The organism is Acinetobacter sp. UBA3025 (assembly GCF_002367915.1).
Lineage (GTDB): Bacteria > Pseudomonadota > Gammaproteobacteria > Pseudomonadales > Moraxellaceae > Acinetobacter.
In genome coordinates this window covers 1-2,564 of sequence record NZ_DFDO01000031.1, presented here as the reverse complement: position 1 = coordinate 2,564, position 2,564 = coordinate 1, and the positions used below count along the sequence as shown (strand labels likewise).

At 42.2% G+C, this 2,564-nt stretch carries 3 protein-coding genes; 1 reads left to right on the top strand and 2 read right to left on the bottom strand.

Annotated elements, in window-relative coordinates; translation table 11 throughout:
- Positions 1–384: 384 nt before the first annotated feature.
- Both B4J23_RS01365 and B4J23_RS01360 read right to left on the bottom strand, forming a co-directional pair.
- Positions 385–1,449 carry an amidohydrolase family protein gene (locus B4J23_RS01365; RefSeq protein WP_291358503.1) on the bottom strand — a complete coding sequence of 355 codons (1,065 nt, stop codon included), beginning with the start codon at positions 1,447–1,449 and terminating at the stop codon, positions 385–387.
- Between the two features lie 107 nt (positions 1,450–1,556).
- Complete coding sequence (locus B4J23_RS01360; RefSeq protein ID WP_125279552.1) at positions 1,557–1,952, bottom strand: DUF3144 domain-containing protein; 396 nt, start codon at positions 1,950–1,952, stop codon at positions 1,557–1,559.
- A gap of 111 nt (positions 1,953–2,063) precedes the next feature.
- Between B4J23_RS01360 and B4J23_RS01355 the strand changes: the two genes are divergently transcribed.
- The coding region (locus B4J23_RS01355; protein ID WP_291358500.1) for a hypothetical protein at positions 2,064–2,564 on the top strand (501 nt) is incomplete at its 3' end.

Below are 2,564 nucleotides of genomic sequence, written 5' to 3'. Positions count from 1 at the left end.
GCTGATTCCACAACTGGAAAAAGATCGTAATCTGATCTATCGGGAGAAACGTGATCAGGCGATTGCCAAGCTGACCAAGGCAGATGTCGATGCCGTTATCAAAAAATATGTTAAACCGGATCAACTGGTCGAAGTCATGGCGGATCAGTATGGGAAAGAAGTGAAATAAACTCTGTAATTTTTTATAAGTCTATGACGGTCTCTTTTCATTTTAAATAAATGTTTAGATGTCTATATGGCTACTTTTGCTTCGGCAAAAGTAGCCAAAACCATTTGTCATCCGCAAAACTCGTCCACCACCTTCACGAAATAAATTTATTGTAGAAACAATCCTCTTATGATGTAGTCCTGCCTCAACCAGTTACGGATGACGTTTCCACGTATCTATAGGCGATAAAAGCGTTTGGCATTCTCATAAAAAACCGGCTTTACAGCATGTTCGTCATAGCTCTGCACAATATCGCTAAAGGCATCAATGATGGTGACCAGATCTGTGCTGACACGATCCATCGGGAAATTAGAAGCAAACATGATGCGATCTTTACCGAAACATTGTAGGGCATGCTGGATCAATGGAGCCGCGAGCTGAATCAGTTCATCTTTTTTTGCCAGTTTTTGCTCTAAATGAAAACGGTGACCGAGTACAGGCATAAACAGACCGGAGATTTTGCTATACACATTTGGGCATTTTGCCAGTTCAGCCAGGTCTTCTTTCCAGGTCTGAAAAATATAGTCTCGCTGCTGTGCTGTTTGTCCGGTTGCTTTACCGACTTTCCCAAAGATGCCGGCAGGTGTGCCCAAGTGATCCAGCACAATCGGCGTTTCAGGAAATGTTTTGGCCAGATGGGCCACATCAGAAATTTGGGTAGAATAAACCCAGGCATCAAAACTTAAATTGGCTTTGGCTAATTCCTCAAATCCTTTCAGAAATTTCTTATTGCAGTATAAATGCGGTTCATCGGTCCAGGCATGAATGCCTTTATCGGCATGGAACGATGCCATTTTACGAATACCGCGTAGTTTAGGTGAAACTTCCTGATGCAATTGCAGCAGCTGTTTAAAGTTTTTTTGACGAAGATCAGCTGTAGCCACAATGCCGCCTAGCTGAATATTCTGTTCAGCAAAAGGCAGCCCGGCAATAAACCTGGTTTCATTAACCACGCCAGTACCTTTATGCTCATGCCAGCTTGCTTCTATATGAACAATCTGTTCCACCTGATAATGACCGATGTCACGTTTATAATTTTCAGGTAGGTAAGGCGCGGTCAGATGTTCGGTCAGACCAATGGTATCGATCACCGCTTTGGGCTTGATCAGTCGCACCATTTTGTTCAGCAGTTTGGGATGTTTGCCAAATAATTTTACGGCTGAGGCTGCGGCATGCGGTGTGGTATAAGGGTCCCATTGATGAATCTGCGGATCTATAATCGGAGAGGACAGTTGTTGCATGATATTTTTGGTCATCGTTTAATTTTTATTCATTTTTTATAGGATGAATCCAGTATTAAAGTCAAATTAAAAATCAAAGATTTAAAAAAAGCCCCGTAGGGCTTTCATTAATGATCGTGGTCGTGTTGATGCTTGTTGGCATGAAACTCTTCATTACGACGGAAACGTAAATAGTTCTCAAACTGCTCACAGTATTCATCGTAGTTATCTTCCAGCATCATCTGAAATTGCTGCAAGATATAAGACATGACCTGATCTTTAGCGTCGCGCATCTCGTTGCCATCTTTGAAATTGTTGGCAGCGACCCAGGTATTAAAGCGGGCAGTACCAAACAGCATTGCAGCGCTGACTTGACCACGTTTTTCTGTCGGGTTTTCCTGAGAGCCTTTTTCTACACGGCTAAATTCGTTGGCCTGTTTAATAAATTCATCAGCACGTTCAAAGAATGCAGCATTTAACACTTCTTCTTCGGTTACATCGGTTGCTTCAATCTTTTGAACCATGAATTTTTCCTGATAATAAAATCTTAATCACTAATTATAGGCAAAGCCTTGCAGAAACTAAACCTTTGCCTTAATCTAAAAATAGCCTAAGCAATAAAAAATGTGAATCTCATGCAAGATGCAATTGTTGTACAGAGCCTGAAAAGTGATATTGCCTTATTGCGCCAGAATATCTGGCCACCGGCAAATCTGGCCAATGTGGAAGGATTGCCAATTTATTATGGCACCAAGTCGCAGGTCGAAGAATATTACAAGCAATGGCTGGGTCTGATTGAAAGGGCGCAGGATCTGTTTCAGCCTTTTATGGAAGATGAAGTCCTGGATGCGATTCATTTGCCAAGTCATTTGAATCTGCCCTTATTTTATTTTCATGTGGACCGCATCCGGATTAATAAAACCCGCGCCAAAGAATCCAAAACTTTTCGTGGTATTGCCAGCCTGATTGAAAAATGTGGGCAATTTGAACCGGAACAGATTCAGGCCATGCAACGCTGGCTAGACAGTGATGAAACGGCAGCTTTGGTGGCACATCGTGAATTTGTAGATCTGCGTACTTATGTATTCCAGCATGGTCAAAGTGAATACACCCGGACTCGGTTCTATGTGAATGGC